This is a genomic window from Coleofasciculus sp. G2-EDA-02, assembly GCF_040226375.1.
Lineage (GTDB): Bacteria > Cyanobacteriota > Cyanobacteriia > Cyanobacteriales > Coleofasciculaceae > Coleofasciculus.
Genome location: NZ_JAVKEW010000274.1, coordinates 14127 through 30897, shown reverse-complemented (window position 1 = coordinate 30897; position 16771 = coordinate 14127). Strand labels below are relative to the sequence as shown.

Genomic DNA, 16771 nt, shown 5'->3' with positions numbered 1-16771 from the left:
TTGTGGGGGGGGTTGGGCTATGATTTGGGGTTGGGTTTTTGTTATAAATCGTATTTTTCTGGGCGGTTTTGGTTGGGGGTTTGGGCGAAGCATTCGGGTTGGGGTTTTGTTAGAAAACCGTTTTATCTGGGCGCTTATGCTTGGGGGGTTGGGCGAAGAATTCGCGTTGGGTTTTTGTTAGAAAACCGATGTATCTGGGCGCGAATGCTTCGCCCCTACTGGAGGCGATGCATAGACACATCTTCTTGCAGAATTCGATTAATTTCTTGACTGTCTAGATAAGATTGGACTTTAAATTTGGTTTGAATATTAATCTGTTTGCCAAACTCCCGTTTTACTTGCGTAATTGTTTTGTTAATTCCGGCTTCAGTTAAGGTTTCATAGTTTCCTTGACACCAATCAACAATCCGCTTACCATAGGCGACATTAAGCCGATTTATCGTATCATTGAGTTTTTGCTGAGGCTGATGAAACTGCTTGGATATTAGCTCAAACTCTTGAATCAGTCCCTCAATATACTGCATAAGTTTACCTGCTACATGGCGATAATAGCCGCGAAAATTATCAGCCGCTTGTTCGGTGATCTGGCGCTGACTCTCGCGAATTTGAGGAACTAATAATTTAGACAACCTTTGAACGGCAAAATGGCTTTTTTGTTCGCGAGTTGTAAAAACGCCCAAAATGCTATTCAGCACAACTGCTCCCATCATCACTGTTTTGTTCACCGGAGGACTAAAATGAGTAACGACAGTTTGGGAGAGTCTCAGGAAACTACCGCCAATTTGTGCCGCATTATCGCTGTACAGATCAGAAATACTGGGGAAAAATCGGAAATTATCCCCACCCATCTGAGCTATTAATTGTAAATCCGTTCCCAGTTCGGATAAGGCAATTTCTACATCCCGGTTAAAGTTTTGCACCGTTGTTTGATAGGCGTGTTGCAGGCGATCATCAATTTCCAGGGCTTGCAGTTTATAGTCCCAATTTTGTCTTAAGCTTTCCTGACTAAAATTCCAATTGGATTCAGCAAAATCGGGTAAACTGTTGAAAATATCTTGAAAAATGCTGGCAATTTGATACTGGAGGAATTCCAGATGATCCTTACAGGCTCCTTTAATTTGTGTCTGTAAGGTTTCCCGTTGACGGGTGAGGGTATTACTCAATTGTTGATAGCTTTGACTTTTCTGACTCATCCAGTGGTAGGGGCGTTCAATCGCACCCACAGTTGAACCTAGAAGCGTTTGCGATCGCCGAATTGCGCCATGCTTAACTAGGGATTCGCGGATGGAGTCTAAAAAGTCCTGGATGCGACTAGCTTTGAGCAGTTTTTCCCGATTGGTTTGGTGTTCGGGTTCCCTTGCCATTTGCGCCGCTAGCAGCATGACGGGGATAATATCAAAGTAGTCGTTGGCATAATGATTTTGGGCATAGCGATGGATGCGATCAATATGTCCAGAAATTCCACTACTTCCCTCTAAGGTAAAGAGTTTATCCGGGTTTTTTAAGAAATAGTCTAAGCGGCGCGGATCACGCAGGTTATATTTAAGGTTGAGCAAAATAAGTAAGGGTTTTGCCTTGGCTTTTAATTGCTGCAAGAATTGGAACTCGGTTTCTTGGATGCTGTCATTGGTGACGACATAGCAAATCAGATCCGATTCCTCAATCACACTGGCGACAATTTCTTCTTCGCTTTTCCCCCCCGGTGCGCCAATTCCTGGGGTATCGATAATGCGAATATTCTTCCAATCATACACTCGATTAAAGCGAGTCGTGCGCTGTCCCCCACTACCAATCGCTTCCCAGCCTTCACCAATAATAATCGCATGGAGGGTACTTTTGCCGACTTTGGTTTTCCCCATACAGGCAAGACTAAAATGGTGCAGGGCGCGTTGTTTTGCCCACAGGGATTCGCGTACATAGTTTAATTCTTGCCCAATCTCGGTGGCTAAGGTTTTTTGGGTTTGATTTAAGTGATTGATCAGTTCTTTCGTGGTTGGGTTCGTTGGCTGCTTGTTAATGGTTTGCTGGAGGTTTTCGAGGGTGAGTTGTAGGGTTTGATTTAAGCTGATTAACGTGGATTCAGTATCCGTGAGTGCGGTTTCAGTGAAGCGATAATCTTCCCCAGCGATAATGCTATTGCGTTGTACCGCTTCTTCGTAATCGGGTCCAGCTAAGAGGATTTGTCGTTGCAATTGGACAATGCGGCGTCCCAGAGTTTCGGGGGCGAAGGTAGCGAGTTTGGCGATTAAGGTGCGGGATAAGATAGACTCTGCACCCATGAGTAAAATCGCGCTGATTGAGAGTTTTTCGGTGTGAGAATCCCTGTCTTTTTGCCGATTGGCTTGCAGGGTTTGGGCTTGAGTTAGCATCTGTTCCACCTCTGTCGCATCCCAGCGCCAAATTTGCGCCACCTGTGCAATCATTTGCCGTTCGAGAGGGGAAAAGAGTCCATCTACATAAGCCAGCGCCAGGAGTTGCTGCATGGCTTCCCGTTGTTGTTCCTCTGGGATTTGCTGGGCGATGTCCTCAACAGGGAGGAGGGTTTTCTCTTGGGTGAGAATTTTCTCCATTTCTTGGATTGTCTGTTTTCCCACTTGAGTTTGATCTGCCAATTCATGCAAGAGTTTCGACTCTTCCCGATGAATTTGGCGATCGGCGCAGACGAGATGGGTGAGTAGGAGGAAGGGGTAGTCGAGGGGTTCGCTAGCCATGAGAGTGGTGTTGGGTAGGGTTACCTGGGGGTAAATGCCGGGGGTTAGGGATACCATGATATCGGAAAGCACAATAGGTTCTTCTATACAGTTCCCAGCGAAAGCGATCGCTTTCCCGGATGCTTTGGCTGTAAACGCGCCGATGGAGGTAATGTAGAGATGTGCCATGGCGTGTCTGGGAAAATGAGGGAGATGGCTAAATGTGAAAACGCCCCGGAATTGAGCTAAGCCGATTAATTTGATGGAATTACAAGTATTTGTAGTGGACTGACACAGCTAAAATTGTGGGATAGATTTGACGATTAAATCGGGCGCACACCGTGCGCCCCTACAATTCTAATCCACCAAATAAGGTGTGCCACGCCGCCATCGTGGGTTAGGCGGGAAATAAATGACCATCTTTTGAATACAGGAAGCCCCCCTTTTGAAGGGGGGTTTGGGGGGATCTGTCAACCTTAAATACACGCTTAAGAGTACGAGGAGTATGGTGTCAACTTCTTTAATCAACAAAGACTTGACCATCTTTTGAATACAGGAAGCCCCCCTTTTGAAGGGGGGTTTGGGGGGATCTGTCTTAAATACACGCTTAAGAGTAGGAGGAGTATGGCGTCAACTTCTTTAATCAACAAAGACTTGACCGTCTTCTTGAATTCTCAGTACCCCTTGGTTACTGTTTAAGGTTGTTTCTTCTTCAAAAGTAACCTCCAACTGTCCAGTTTCACCATTAGCAGAAACAGGCATCATCTGAAGTAAACCATCATCCTGACGAACGGCGGTTATCGTAATCGGCGTGGGCAAGTTTTGCAGAATAACTTCTTCTCCACCTGACATATATCGACGATCAGTATGCCCGATGGCTTGATAAGAAACAACAGCATTGGTGTTATTTTTCAGTCGCACATCAACAAGACCTTCTGTGGGTTGGATTCGGGCAACTGGCTCACTACGTACCTCAGGTAGAGGGGGTTGAATCAAATTTCCTGAAGGAGAGGTAACAGGAGTCCTTTGTCTATTAGGAGTGAATTGACCCCCCTGACCCCTCTGTGGTGCCGCATTCTGCGGACATCCCTGGGGAACCATGCGTGTGCTATTGAAGGGTTCTTCGTAGTAAATCCCAGGACAAGGATTAACTTTATCTAAAGTGAAAAAACCTTGGGCTGATGCTTCTTGAATGGTTGCTGGTAAACTAATCAGTACGCCGCTAAATATCGCTCCTAATAGTCCAGCCTTTTTTAGGTTATTCTGATGATGTTTATTCATAAAACCTCTTTTGAAATCATCTATGGACAATAGTTTTGAATCCAAAACTATAATTACCTTTTTGAATTATCAGGCAATCAGGCAAGGATTTTTCCTAATCAGCAACAGCCTATATACAAATACTGTTAACTCAAGAACCTATTGCCTTTAATTCATTCAGGTTGTCCACTTAACAATTTAACCGCTTCTCTTGACCGCCTCATCTGCCTGAGGAAAGGTTTAACCTTCTATCGAAAGTATGATTTGGAACAGTTAGGATTTGACTCAAAAACGGTCACCTAAACTACTAAATCCTGGGAACGCTACCCCCGTTACAACCTAGTCCGCGCAGGCGGACTTTGTTTGTGTAGCAGCGATTTTAATCGCCTCCTCTTGCATGGGGTGATAAAGGCGGATTTTGTATAACCTCTCTTTTGACGTTTGACTGGGCGAAGCATTCGCGATGATAATTTAGCAGTAGAACCGCACAATATGGGCGCGAATGCGAGAGCCCCTACTCGGCAAAAATATCTAATTGCTGTACCGATGTTTTTGGCGTACTGGTTTCATTATCCTTGGCTTTCTTCCCAATACCTTTCCGCAATCCCATGGCAATTTTACTATGCTTTTCAATTTGCCCCATCACCTGCCTTGCCCGTTGAATCACAGCAGGGGGTAAACCCGCCAGACGCCCCGCTTCAATCCCATAAGACTTATCCGCCCCGCCGGGTTGAACTTGGTGTAAAAAGATAATTTCATCGGGCAATTCTTTTACCGTTACCTGATAATTGGCAACATTCTCTAAAATAGATGCTAGTTCGTTCAATTCATGGTAATGGGTAGCGAAAATAGTGCGTGCCTGAATTTCCAACGATAGATATTCCGCCACAGCCCAAGCAATGGATAACCCATCAAATGTGGCTGTTCCTCTGCCAATTTCATCTAATAGAACCAGAGACTTATTGGTGGCATGATTGAGAATATTCGCCGTTTCATTCATCTCCACCATAAACGTGGATTGACCCGTGGCTAAATCATCAACCGCTCCTACACGAGTAAAAATGCGATCGCAGATTCCCAATGTCGCCGATGTCGCCGGGACAAAACTCCCCGTCTGCGCCATAATTTGGATTAATCCCACTTGGCGTAAATAGCAACTTTTGCCACTGGCATTGGGTCCTGTGAGGATAATTAAATCGGGATGTTGATGATTTCCTGTCTCCGTCTTTTCTTCAGCAGATGACGTGGACTCTTCCCATCCCAAATAGGCTGAATTAGGCACAAAAAACCCCGGTGGGAGAGACTTTTCTACCACAGGATGGCGTCCATCGATAATCCTAATCTCTCGCCCCTCTACCATTGTAGGACGGCAATATCCCTGACGTACAGCCACCTCAGCTAAACCAGACAGGACATCAATCGCCGCCACTGCACGAGATAGATTGCGAATTAACTGGGCATAGTTTCCCACTTGGGTACGTAATCCGACAAAAATCTCGTATTCTAAGCGGTTTAAATCATCCCGTGCGGTGAGAATCCGGGTTTCTCGTTCTTTTAAGTCGGGGGTAATGTAGCGTTCTTCGTTGGTGAGGGTTTGCTTGCGGATGTACTCCTGGGGAACTTGGTCGGCTTTAGAGCGAGAGATACTGATGTAATAGCCGAAGGTTTTGTTATATCCTACTTTTAGATTAGCAATGCCCGTGCGATCGCGTTCGGTGACTTCTAGGTTAGCAATCCACTGCTGATCCTCCTCCGCCATGCGGCGCATCTCATCGAGTTGCTCATTCACCCCGGAACGAATCAAATTGCCTTCCTTTATCTGTAACGGCGGTGATTCCACCAGATGGGCGCGAATCGTTTGTCCCAACTGTTCTAATTCTGGGGGAACTTTTTGCAATGCCCTTACATAAGGGGAACCCCCATAAGCCGCGAGTTCTGCCAAGTCCGGTAATTTTAAGAGGGAATCCGCTAACGCCACCAAGTCCCGTGCATTTGCTGTTCCTGAACTTGCTCGTCCCGTTAACCGGTCTAAATCATAAATTCCCCGTAATAACTGGCGTAAATCTCCCCGCAGTCCGGTATTTTCCACCAACTCCTGAATCGTATCCTGTCGCGCCCGAATTCCTTTAATATCTAATAACGGTTGCAATAACCAACGCCGTAATGCCCGTCCTCCCATGGAGGTACTGGTTTGATCTAATGCCCACAGAAGGGAACCATGAAACGTATTATCCCGCACCGTTGCTGTAATTTCTAAATTGCGGCGGCTTTGGTGATCTAATATTAGATAATCGGCTAAGGTATAGGTGCGTAAATGTTGCAGGGCGACATAATTTTCTTTTTGAGTTTCTTCTAAATATTCAAGCAATCCTCCCGCCGCCCGCACTCCCAGAGGCAGATGTTCACAACCCATCCCTTCTAGCGATCGCACTTTAAATCGTTCCAAAAGTCGTTGTCTTGCTTCTGAGGGACTGAAGGGGGTTTGGGAACGCAGGGTGTAGCAAAAGGAGTTCGGTAACCAATCGGGTAAAGACTCCGATTTTTCCCCTGGGCGCAGCATACTACCCAAATCCGGGGCGTTGGTGGGAATTAGGACTTCTGAAGGGTGCAAGCGCAATAGTTCCTGTACCAGTAGCTCTAAATCTGTGGCTTGGGTAGTGAAAAATTCCCCCGTCGAAATATCAGCATACGCTAATCCCCAATGATTCCCCGCCATCACCACCGCCGCCAGGAAGTTATTGCGTTTAGCAGTTAGCATCCCCGCTTCGGTTAACGTACCAGGGGTGAGAATACGAGTTACTTCTCGTTTCACCTGACGCCCTTCTTTGGCGGCGACTGACGCATCTTCTACCTGATCACAAACAACAATGGCATAACCTTTTTCCACTAACTGAGTGGCGTGGCGTTCAATGGAGTGATGGGGTACACCAGTCATGGGAACTCGTCCCACACCCTTCCCCGCCTCCTTACTGGTGAGGACTAATTCCAATTCTTCGGCTATCCGTCGCGCATCTTGGAAGAAGGTTTCATAGAAGTCGCCAACTCGATACAGCAGTACCGCATTCGGATACTGGTCTTTGAGTTCAGCAAAATGCTGCATCATCGGCGTTAGCTGTTGGCGGTCTACCGTCCGATGATCCGCATTCTCAGACGCCACTAGCTTCGCCTTATCAGTAGCGCGAATGGGAGTAGCACCGTTGGATTCGGGAGTAGATGCGTTGGGATGTCCGCTCATGAACAGTCTTTGATATGCCGACAACAATCATGACTTTACCGCAATCTGGGGAAAATTGGTCTTAAAAATTTGTGAGGATTGGGTATTCAGCAGCACAAAGACCGGAAAATTGACTGAATAGACGCAAACTAAACTTAACAACACAGCTTATTTATTCCTCTAGACTCTGAGGTTGGTAAATGGGAATTTCAATCCAAAATTCAGTTCCTTCTCCGGGCTGAGAACTGTATTTAAAAATTCCCCCATGTTTTTCCACGATAATTTGATAACTAATCGAAAGACCCAAACCTGTCCCTTTGCCAATCGGCTTGGTCGTAAAAAAGGGATCGAAAATTTGCGATTGGAGTTCGGGGCTAATTCCCACACCACTGTCGGCAATTTGAATCACGACATGATTTGGAGATGAGCAGTGATCGTCCTCTAATTTTACCGTGCTATTGTTCAGATTATCATTTTTTTCAACATTCGGAGACTGAACAGTTGTGGAAATTGTAATCGTTTGTTTATCGGGATCACATTCTTCTAAAGCATCGATCGCGTTGCTCAAAACATTCATGAAAACCTGGTTAAGTTGGCTCGGATAACATTCAACCAGGGGCAACTCCCCATAATTTTTGATCACCTGAATTCCCGGATAATTATGTTTCCCTTTCAGGCGATATTGCAAAATCAGTAGCGTACTATCTACACCTTCATGAATATCTACTAACTTTTTCTCAGCTTGGTCAAGGCGAGAGAAATTTCGCAACGACAAAACGAGCTTGCGAATCCGCTCAGAACCCAACTTCATGGATTCTAACAGCTTGGGTAAATCTTCTTTCAGAAACTCCAAGTCAATCAGATCTAGCAACTCAATAATCTCTCGATCCGGATGAGGATAATATTTCTGATATGAATGAATAATACTCAGTAAATCCTGAGCATACTGACTGGTATAAACCAGGTTACCATAAATAAAATTCACCGGATTATTAATTTCGTGAGCCACCCCTGCAATCAACTGTCCAAGACTCGACATTTTTTCCGTCTGAATCAGTTGTGCTTGAGTTTGCTTGAGATGGTGGAAAGCACTTGCCAATTGTTGCGCTTGCGCTTGAGTATGGGTAAATAATTCCGCTTGCTGAATCGCCACAGCCGCTTGATCGGCTAGCTTTCTCAGGAGTTTAATCTCTGAAGGGAGCCAGTCTCGCCTAGCTTTACATTCCTGAGCAATCAGAAGTCCCCAGAGGGGTTGTTCCCATCGTGGATATGGGAGACTATCCGGCATAATAGGTATCTCATGAGCTTGAGGATTCCCGACACCAATGGGAACAATTAAAGCGGCTTGCACTTGACAACGCTGTAAAAACTCTCGCTGATCCGGAGTTAATCGGGCTTGAGTGACATCCTGAATTACTCCTAATTTGCCGAGCTGGTAAAATTGAATCTGGGCTTTCGAGAAATACTGCTGCGGATCGTCAATGTTTAAAAGTGATAACCACTCCCCTGTGATCGATTCCACAATCACTTGACCATGGGAATCATCGGTGAACCGATAAATCATCACTCGGTCAGTATCCAACAGTTGGCGAACTTCCCGTACAATCGTTTGCAGAGTCGTTTTCAGATCCAGAGTACCGCGAATTTGGTTGGTAACCCGTTGCAGCGCCCGCCCTTGCTCTAGAGATTGCTGTAGCTTGGCGGTGCGTTCAGCCACTTGGCATTCTAAGTTACTATTGAGGGCTTGTACCTGAGCATAAAGTTTATATTGCTCGATCGCCATAGCAAAATGATGACCTAGTGCGAGGGCTAGTTCAATGTCGTAATTCGTCCAAGGTTGAGCTTGATGCCGTTTCACCTCTCGCCACTGTTCAAAGGATTGACGGGGACAGTGTTGTTTTTCATTCGGGTTAAATTTTCCAGCCCAGAGGATTTCTTGAGCGACTTGGCTGCGAAAAATACTCAAGCTACCCAGGAATGAGGAGCGATAATACAACGGTACCACTAACCAACCTCGAATTGAAGTCCCCTGAAAGGCTGGAGCAAGACTCGCCAAGTTGGAGACTTGATACAAATCGTTGACAATTAGAGGCTGACAACCAACATGAGCCGAATTAGATTCGGATAAACCATTGTGGGTGTCAACGGTTTTATCCCCCGTTACCCATTGAACAAACACAGGATGCTCTTCCAGCGTCGTCTGGCTGTCTCCATCTCCAAATACAGGTTGAGTTCCACAAATGAGGCACTCTGCCCTAGGATTGACTCTGTCTGGGGCAATATATAGCCTACCTCCCGAACTCCCAAGAGCGTTAACTGTTTCTTTTAATGCGGCTTGTAGTTGAATCGTGGGTAACGAATGTAGCAGGGTAGAGACACGATTAATTGTCGCTTCGATTCGATGCTGCTGACGTGTCTGGGATAAAAGATTAGACTGGGCAATGGCAATGGACACTTGATCCACCACTGATTGGACAATTTGCAATTCCCGTTGGCTAATGCTGCGTGGTTTGACATGATGAGAGACTAAAAGCCCCCAGAGTCGTTTCTGTGCCTGCTGAGCCTGGATATCATAGTGGACAATGGGTAAGACCATTGAAGACTGGATGCCCATTGCTTGCAAGTACTTTACATGACAAGCGTCTACAGGACGATAGTGGATCGGCTGAGGGGTTGAGTGATCATCGGTTTCTGTAGGTTCTAACGGTGATAAACCAATCACTCCGGCTGAAAGATCCACAATGGAACGCAAGCGCTGTGTGAGGTACAATTGACGGGCTTGTTCTGGAATGTCATCAGCGGGGAAGTTTAATCCGTTGAGACAAGGAAGGCGATTGGTGTCTACCGATTCAGCAATCACCTGTCCACCACCCGACTCATTAAAGCGGTAAACCATGACGCGATCGGTTCTTAATAATGATCGCACTTCTGCCACCGTGGCATTTAAAATCTCTTGTAATTCCAAGGATTGGCGAATCCGATTCGTGATCCGGCGCAACAAGTCTTCTTGATCGAGTTCTGGTTGTAACACTGTCCTACTCCTATGAAACACTCTCTGATTCCGGTTTAGAGGGCGATCCAAGTTACGAATCAGATATTTGGCTCGATGCACCGACTTCACAAATCTATGTGAATATACTTAACAGTGTAAGGATTTCATGTATGCCTGTGTCTAACTCAGATTTAGCGATCTAGGAGTTTATAGTTGGTTTGTGCCAAGCGCTGTCGGATTTGTTGACGGACATTCATCAGCGTTTTCCCCAGATGATTCTGACCCGTTTGCTCTTGACCGCAACCCCAGTAGTAATCTGTGGGAGAATCTTCAACAATCACTTCTTCTCCGGTGTTCAGCAGGATTTGTTGAATATCAGGATGGGTGAGGAATTTGGTCAAAACCCCTTGCCACATGATCTGGCGTTTCACCTGTTCCCAGTCAAGACGCCGTTGGCGGGTGCGATCGCGTCCTAGGATGGCAGCTTCCATTGGCGTTGCCGCATTTTTGATCGTCCAGATTAAGGCTTCGTCTGTCGTTCCGACGAACTTGTGCGCCTGATAGTAATGCTCAACGGTTTGCCAACACCAGCCATCGATCTGAATTGGGTGTGGGGAGAAGTTGGAAAAGCAGCCATAGGGTTCATCAACCTTATAAAAATAAATTGTCATGGCAAAACTATCAAACTATTTCGCTGTGTAAAAATCCTCGTCAACAGACGAGTCATGTCCTAGGGTGCTGCGTCGGAAACGAGGTTCCGTCAAGCCCTCCCCAGATTTAAGGGTTAGTTAATCTAGTCCTTTTTATTGGTCAACCGACGGCTGATTGATACCTAAATCTTATAGTAGCGATCGCGAGGCGTTTACGATGAGGGAGATAGAGGAAGACTCTGAGAAGATGGACAGAACAAAAAAAAAGAGTCACTTGCGCGACTCTCTTGATTATCAGGGTGCATCTACATATCAAACTATAGCACTTTAGGGATGAGGGGTGTCACCCCCTATTTTATCCAAATAAGCAAAGAGAGATTGCTGGGAACTAATCAAGAAAAGGTTTTCAGGGAAAAATGGATAAAAAACCAGCTCACTTTTTGTTACAAAAATTAACTAAGATAGAAAAAACAGTCACCCTGAATCGGGAAACATGCAAACAGCTACCCCACCATCAACCCGTAAAGCTTGATCCGTGGTATCAGTGGCATTTTGCCAATGGCTATGTAAATCAGCAGGGTTCTATCGTGGTCGAGTTTATTGGGTATCAGAATTTTGACCAAACCAACGTCTCAAAGAAATCGCCACAGGTGAGATTCAGACGGTTAGTGAACTACCTACACTAACCCTCTTGGTATAGTGTAGGCTTCGCGTCTCATTCGCCGATGCCTCAATACCCGAAAGTATATTGGTCTTACTCAGCGTCTCTAACTGGTTTCCCAGCCTTTATCTCCTCTACGGGAGAACCCGCGCCGCCGCCCTGGTTCCCAAGGCAGAAATATTTAGCTTGTAGAGTTTTCCGATTTTACGGGCAGATCAACATGGACATCTAGATCCAGTGGTCTTTCTGATTCCCTAGTCTCAGCCGAGTACTTTTACACCATACAGGTAGCCTCTTAGTCCGCTAGGTGGGTCAACGACCAATACCAATATACTACAACACCTTCAATTTATCAGGACAAAATGGAAATAAATTTCCCGATAAAAAGCGATTCATCCCGACGCTGTACCCTTCGGGTACAGCGCGGGACTTCTCGCCGAACGAGGTTAAATTCCTCATTTTTCCTTTGTCATTTGCCCTTAAAAATAAATAACCCGACTGCAAAAACCGGGTTGCCACGAAATATGTGATAATTGGCATTCAATCTAGTAATCTGAATTTGGTCTAAAAGCTGTTTACTATCGAGGTTTACAGTCAGGAGGGTCAATCCGATTACAACCAGGTGGTGGACTTTCATCTGTTGAACCTAGGGCAAACCTCTGCTGATCTACCAGAAAAGAGGGTTCAAGTTTTCCAGGTTCAGTGATTGACAGACTAGCGAACAAAATCCAGCTATAAATGTGCATTGTAGATATCTTTGTCATCGCTTGTACATCAAGACTTACGCTGTGACTCCTTTGAGGAGATTTAACGGTTAATCTCTACAAGAAGGATTTTAAGTTCGTAAGTCAGGTAATACTTGCTTCAGACAGTTCGATGCCAAATCCGCATAAAATTGAAAGGGATAATAAATTCTATGAAGTTTGCGGCAAATGGGTTGCTCAGAAACAGCAGGAAGGTAGGGGGTCAACTTCAGCTATTTTTGATGTAAATGTGATTTTAAATAGGTTAATTTATCTCTAGGGAATTAAACTGTTAAACCTATTGACAATAATAATAAAAGCACTAAGTAAAAGTTATGAATTTACCCAAAACAGGATGCCCTCCTCATCATTTAGAGTAGGCAAGAGAAATAAAGCTGTAAACGTTTATACTATTGTTGATTAATCTTGTGCGGCTTAGGATTACTTGTCGCGATATCACAAGTCCCACAAGATGATCGGCTAAAACTCGTCGATTAACATCCAATGGATTATAAAACAGCTCGTAGCTTTATTATTAATCAGACAACAGCATCTGACCCAAATACAGATGCCTTTTTGGTTCGTCTAAAGTACCAAAAACCACCCGTTCCAGGTCAGGTTACCAATATTTTATTAGCACTGAAAATGATATTTGAGGGTTTGCGAGATGCATCGACTCTAGATCGAGAACTCGTTTACTCCCTCTATTTGTTGGCTTATGAGAGCCGAGAACAGTTTGAAGCAGGGCGTCAGGCTAGCGTAAATTGGCCCCCCCTGCTCAATGAAGATCTCAAGCGTATTGCTCGTGCTGTTGAGAGTATTTTTTCAGGTGTTTGGCAATTAACATAAGACTAGCGATTTCGCAACTCAACTTCAAGTTTATCTAAATCTTCTGGCAAAAAAACGGTTATTCGCCCATTAATTGGCTTGCCATTCTCAGTTTGAGTCACTTCTAACCAATAGGCAAAGCGATCACCTAATAAAAGCTCGCCTTGTCGTGCTAACAGCATCGGTCGATTCTGTCGCCGAGCTAAATCGATGGTTTCTGGTGTGGGATAGGCGTATACCAGTTTAGCTCTCTGGTAATCTTGATAGATCGCTAGACCATAAATCACTCGCATTGACTCCGTGAGTCGTTCTGGAGTCACCCCATTAATCATGTCATGGAAGGAAATTTGCTCACTTTGAATGATACGGCGATTCGTGGGAAAGGTAATTTGACCCGGAGGAAGCACCGAGGCTTCAAATCTAAATCGTTGAGCGGCGGTATTACTCTTGGTTACGACTAATCCATCTCCAATACCTGGTTCTAAGGTAGGATGAGCCGCAATCCAAGCCGCAACTGTTTCCACCGTTTGACCAGGTAACGCCTGAGCGGGATTGGCTGTAAACCCCAAGATCATGCCAATGAATAGAAATGACCCCAGTTTACTTTTTTTCATCGCCAGCCTCCTTCAAGTTTTATTTTCCCTTATAAACAATTATGGCAGTTAGCTGAACATCTCACCGTTCGCTCATTTGGGTAACTCAGTAAGAAAAACTATTGGGTCTTCTATGGCTTCTAGTGCATCATGGCAGGATAGAGCGATCGCACGCCCCAATTTTCTGGCATCCTAGAAATGAATGATTACCTGTCCCTTAGCACAGCTTCATGCTCCTTTCCCATTGCACCAACAAAGAAATCCCACCAGCATCTCAACCCACAGCGTTGATTGGCGTAGAGGTTTTGCACCATGAAGCCAGATAGCAAGTATCAGCCACTCTGGGCATTTCTGCAAGAGAGTAATCAAGCGGAAGTCATTCTCACCTTTGCAGAAATCGAGGAACTCATGAATGACACCTTACCCGACTCAGCACGCAAAAAACGGGCATGGTGGAGCAATCGTAGGAAAGGCGCACTGCAAGCAAATGCCTGGATGGAAGCCGGATATCGGGTTGAAGATATCGATTTGGAGCAGCAACGGGTGACATTTCGTCAACCTACGGCTAAACCCAAAGTGCCGCATCTGGGTGACACTGTGCTATGGAATGCTCAACTCATCAAGGCACTACGTCGCTACATGAGTTTAACTCAGGCAGAGTTTGCCCAAAAGCTTGGTGTACGACAGGCGACAGTTAGTCAGTGGGAAAACAGCGCTTATGAGCCGACTCTCGCTACTTCTAAGTATTTAAGCCTGATTGCAGAACAGGTTGGATTTCACGTCATAGAAGAAGACTAGAACAATCGAACTAATTTCAAGAATGGTATTTACATATTGATGCTCTACCACATATATTGTATATAGTTACTGACACAAAAATTAGGTAAAGCATCTATTTAACAGTAAAGCCATGCAACCTATACGCCATCGCATCAACCCCAAAACCTTCGTCATCACCCTTCGGCAAATCGCCAAACTCCTGAGAATCCCCCAAGAGCGCATTCTCAACTGGGAAAAATGGCATAACGTCCTCTGGGTACATATCAAAGGAATCGGCGGTTACTTCGTCAGCTACCGCCAAATTGAACAGTGGATTGCTGCTTGTCGCACACTCATACGCTATTGTCCCAATCTAAATGCCCTCGATCGCCTATGGCAATCAATCTGTATTGAAGCCCAACGCTATACACCAGAGGCATTATCCCGACTCGAAATAATCCACCAGCAGCGATATGTCTACTTATCGAACCGCTAACAAACCCAAAATCACAAGCCAGCACCAAGTTTGCGACGCTTTCTGCCGACTTGTGACTACCCCGTAAACGGAGACATCGCCGTGGCAAAATGACAGTCATTCTGTCGCTATTGTTGGCTGACTTGGCGGAATCTGCTCGATCGCAATTAATGCTTCCATGACTGACTTAACAATCGGTGCAGCTACCGTAGAGCCAAAGGCATTTCCCTTCGGTTCATCCACCACCGCCATCACCACATAACGGGGAGAATCCACACTTAAAATTCCCACAAAGCTGGTAATTTTGGCATTAGTAAAATACCCCCCCGTGGGACTGGCTTTCTGAGCTGTTCCCGTTTTTCCCGCCACTCGATACCCTGGAATGTCAGCCGTTTTTCCCGTTCCTTCGCTAACTACTGTTTCCATCATTTCCAGAACGTTCTGGCAAGTGGCGGGCGAGAAGATGGGGCGGGGCGCACTCAGACGTGGTTGCCAATAAAGCTGACCTTGACTATCAAAAAGTCCCTGTACAACATGAGGCACAACCAACTTACCTCCATTAGCTAACGTAGCATGGAGTTGAACAAGTTGAAGCGGCGTTAGGGAAAAGCCTTGACCAAACGCTGTGGTTGCGGGTTCGATCGGGGAACTGGTAAACTTTTGCTGGTTTTTGAGCTGTCCGGCGGTTTCAAATGGCAAATCTGTTTCCAGTTTCTGTCCCAATCCCAATCGTTCTAACCAACCATAATAAACCTCCGGCTTCATTTGTTGCATCATCCGCACCATTCCCACGTTACTGGAATGTTGCAGGATTTGGGCGGGATCGATCATGCCACGAGCTTGTTTGTCATAGTTAGAAATGGGCCACCGACCGATCTGAATCGAACCTGTATCGTTGAATACCTGATCCGGACGAACTGCGCCAGATTCCAGCGCGATCGCTACATTCAAAGGCTTAAACGTGGAACCCGGTTCATACAAATCTGCCAATGCCCAATTTTTAAACAAACTAATGTCAGAGGTATAGAATTGGTTCGGGTTATAGGTTGGCTCTGACACCAACGCTAACAAGGAACCATCCCGGGCATCCATAACAATTACAGTACCTCGTTTGGCATTAAATTCCTTAATTTTTTGCTTGAGCGCAGAACGTGCCGCACGTTGTAAGCGACTATCTAGGGTCAGTTGCAACCGCAGATCATCAGAGTGGAGAAATCCTTCTGGAATATGATCAGGCATCAATGTTCCATTACCCGACCGACTCATTCGCAGCGTGCGAACTTCTCGTTCTAATAATTTTTCCTGAGAATACTCAATTCCTGCCTGACCTTGATGATCAACGTTGACATACCCGACCACATCGGCAGCTAACTCTTGCTGAGGATAAAGGCGAGAATATTTAGGAATCAGTTCAATCCCATCCAAGCTTAATTGAGCGATTTTGTTAGCCACATCTTCAGTTAATGAGCCGCTAACTCGAATTCCGGTATTTCTTTTGTTAAATAGCGTTTCCAAATCAGCAGACGATTTATCTAGAATTGGCGCTATCTGAGTGGCTATATTTTGTTTAGGCAGTTTAAACAGTTTGGGATGAACATAAAGGGTATAGACTCGCCGATCCACCGCCAAAACATTCCCATTACGGTCAACAATTGAACGACGGGGAATAAACGGACGCATATAAATCATCTGCTGTTGCCGTGCTTTTTCTTCCAAGCTGGGAGAGATGACAACTTGCAGCCGATATAGATTAAATAAAAGCCCAAAACTCCCTGCCATCATGATTGCCCAAATTAACAGCAATCTAAACCCAGGACGTTGAAAAAGTTTTGACCCAACGCTAGGCTTAAGGGCATGGTTTGGTTCCTTCCCTTTGCTTAAGGGCATGGTTTTAATTTTTGAGTTC

Annotated in this window: 12 protein-coding genes; 4 read left to right on the top strand and 8 right to left on the bottom strand. The window is 45.4% G+C overall.

All coding sequences use genetic code 11. From position 1 onward, the window contains the following. Positions 1-215: 215 nt before the first annotated feature. From RLO19_RS31535 to RLO19_RS31515, 5 genes are all read right to left on the bottom strand, one after another. On the bottom strand, positions 216-2879 hold the full coding sequence (locus RLO19_RS31535; RefSeq protein ID WP_446361804.1) for a GTPase: 2664 nt from the start codon (positions 2877-2879) through the stop codon (positions 216-218). 450 nt (positions 2880-3329) lie between these two features. After that, positions 3330-3971 (bottom strand): hypothetical protein, encoded by a 642-nt coding sequence (locus RLO19_RS31530; protein ID WP_446361802.1) that lies wholly within the window; start codon positions 3969-3971, stop codon positions 3330-3332. Positions 3972-4464: 493 nt separating this feature from the next. Then, complete coding sequence (mutS, locus tag RLO19_RS31525) at positions 4465-7185, bottom strand: DNA mismatch repair protein MutS (RefSeq protein ID WP_446361800.1); 2721 nt, start codon at positions 7183-7185, stop codon at positions 4465-4467. A gap of 151 nt (positions 7186-7336) precedes the next feature. Further along, the gene (locus RLO19_RS31520; RefSeq protein WP_446361798.1) at positions 7337-10195 is read right to left on the bottom strand and encodes a GAF domain-containing protein; all 2859 of its coding nucleotides are present in this window, start codon (positions 10193-10195) and stop codon (positions 7337-7339) included. Positions 10196-10347: 152 nt separating this feature from the next. After that, complete coding sequence (locus tag RLO19_RS31515) at positions 10348-10827, bottom strand: NADAR family protein (RefSeq protein ID WP_446361796.1); 480 nt, start codon at positions 10825-10827, stop codon at positions 10348-10350. 395 nt (positions 10828-11222) lie between these two features. On the opposite strand from RLO19_RS31515, the gene RLO19_RS31510 reads away from it, so the two are divergent. Further along, positions 11223-11492 carry a hypothetical protein gene (locus RLO19_RS31510; RefSeq protein ID WP_446361794.1) on the top strand — a complete coding sequence of 90 codons (270 nt, stop codon included), beginning with the start codon at positions 11223-11225 and terminating at the stop codon, positions 11490-11492. Positions 11493-11800: 308 nt separating this feature from the next. Here the strand turns inward: RLO19_RS31510 and RLO19_RS31505 are convergent, their stop codons facing one another. Continuing rightward, positions 11801-11926 (bottom strand): hypothetical protein, encoded by a 126-nt coding sequence (locus tag RLO19_RS31505; protein WP_446361792.1) that lies wholly within the window; start codon positions 11924-11926, stop codon positions 11801-11803. A gap of 788 nt (positions 11927-12714) precedes the next feature. Between RLO19_RS31505 and RLO19_RS31500 the strand changes: the two genes are divergently transcribed. Then, positions 12715-13059 carry a Dethiobiotin synthetase gene (locus RLO19_RS31500; protein WP_446361790.1) on the top strand — a complete coding sequence of 115 codons (345 nt, stop codon included), beginning with the start codon at positions 12715-12717 and terminating at the stop codon, positions 13057-13059. A 2-nt stretch (positions 13060-13061) separates the two neighbouring features. Here the strand turns inward: RLO19_RS31500 and RLO19_RS31495 are convergent, their stop codons facing one another. After that, the gene (locus tag RLO19_RS31495; RefSeq protein WP_446361788.1) at positions 13062-13652 is read right to left on the bottom strand and encodes a hypothetical protein; all 591 of its coding nucleotides are present in this window, start codon (positions 13650-13652) and stop codon (positions 13062-13064) included. Positions 13653-13943: 291 nt separating this feature from the next. Between RLO19_RS31495 and RLO19_RS31490 the strand changes: the two genes are divergently transcribed. Then, the gene (locus RLO19_RS31490; RefSeq protein WP_446361786.1) at positions 13944-14429 is read left to right on the top strand and encodes a helix-turn-helix domain-containing protein; all 486 of its coding nucleotides are present in this window, start codon (positions 13944-13946) and stop codon (positions 14427-14429) included. Between the two features lie 112 nt (positions 14430-14541). After that, positions 14542-14886 carry a hypothetical protein gene (locus RLO19_RS31485; protein ID WP_446361784.1) on the top strand — a complete coding sequence of 115 codons (345 nt, stop codon included), beginning with the start codon at positions 14542-14544 and terminating at the stop codon, positions 14884-14886. A 96-nt stretch (positions 14887-14982) separates the two neighbouring features. Here the strand turns inward: RLO19_RS31485 and RLO19_RS31480 are convergent, their stop codons facing one another. Beyond that, positions 14983-16752, bottom strand: coding sequence for a peptidoglycan D,D-transpeptidase FtsI family protein (locus RLO19_RS31480; protein WP_446361782.1), 1770 nt, complete (start codon positions 16750-16752; stop codon positions 14983-14985). Positions 16753-16771: the final 19 nt, after the last annotated feature.